Raw genomic sequence first — 1,233 nt, forward strand, 5'->3', positions numbered from 1 at the left:
TTATGGAGCGGCCTTCGTTTGTTCACCGATGTGCCGGGCTGAAGCCTGGCCTACGGATTATTCTACGATCTTCGACACGACGCCGGCGCCGACGGTGCGGCCGCCTTCGCGGATGGCGAAACGCAGGCCGTTTTCCATCGCGATCGGGGCGATCAGCTCAACGCCGAACGACACGTTGTCGCCGGGCATGACCATCTCGGTGCCTTCCGCCAGGGTCACGGTGCCGGTCACGTCAGTGGTCCGGAAGTAGAACTGAGGACGGTAGTTCGCGAAGAACGGCGTGTGACGGCCGCCTTCTTCCTTGGTCAGGATGTAGGCTTCGGCTTCGAACTTGGTGTGCGGTGTCACCGAACCCGGCTTACACAGAACCTGGCCACGCTCAACGCCGTCACGGTCCACACCACGCAGCAGGGCGCCGATGTTGTCGCCCGCTTCACCGCGGTCCAGCAGCTTGCGGAACATTTCAACGCCGGTGCAGGTGGTTTTCGCGGTGTCACGGATGCCGACGATTTCGATCTCGTCGCCAACGTTGATCACGCCACGCTCGACACGGCCGGTCACAACGGTACCACGGCCCGAGATCGAGAACACGTCTTCGATCGGCATCAGGAACGGCTGGTCAACAGCACGCTCGGGGGTGTCGATGTAGTCATCAACAGCCGCCATCAGCTCGCGGATCTTGTTCTCGCCGATTTCAGGGTCACGGCCTTCCATCGCGGCCAGAGCCGAACCTGCGATGATCGGAATATCGTCGCCGGGGTATTCATACGAAGACAGCAGCTCGCGGATTTCCATTTCCACCAGTTCCAGCAGCTCTTCGTCGTCAACCTGGTCAACTTTGTTCATGAACACGACCATCTTCGGGATGCCAACCTGGCGGCCCAGCAGGATGTGCTCGCGGGTTTGCGGCATCGGGCCGTCCGCGGCGTTCACAACCAGGATCGCGCCGTCCATCTGAGCGGCACCGGTGATCATGTTCTTGACGTAGTCAGCGTGGCCGGGGCAGTCGACATGTGCATAGTGGCGCGCGTCGGTCTCGTATTCCACGTGCGCGGTCGAGATGGTGATGCCGCGGGCTTTCTCTTCCGGCGCGCCGTCAATCTGGTCATACGCCTTGAAGTCACCGAAATACTTGGTGATTGCTGCGGTCAGCGTCGTCTTGCCGTGGTCAACATGCCCAATCGTGCCGATGTTGACGTGCGGCTTATTACGCTCAAACTTTTCCTTTGCCAT

The 1,233-nt window shown here is 60.6% G+C and carries 1 protein-coding gene; it reads right to left on the reverse strand.

Features of this window, described 5'->3' with window-relative positions; translation table 11 throughout:
* Window positions 1-57: 57 nt before the first annotated feature.
* On the reverse strand, window positions 58-1,233 hold a 1,176-nt coding region (gene tuf, locus ACR0EK_RS20295; protein ID WP_480492715.1), incomplete at its 5' end, for an elongation factor Tu.

This window comes from Ruegeria sp. AE4, from assembly GCF_056542185.1.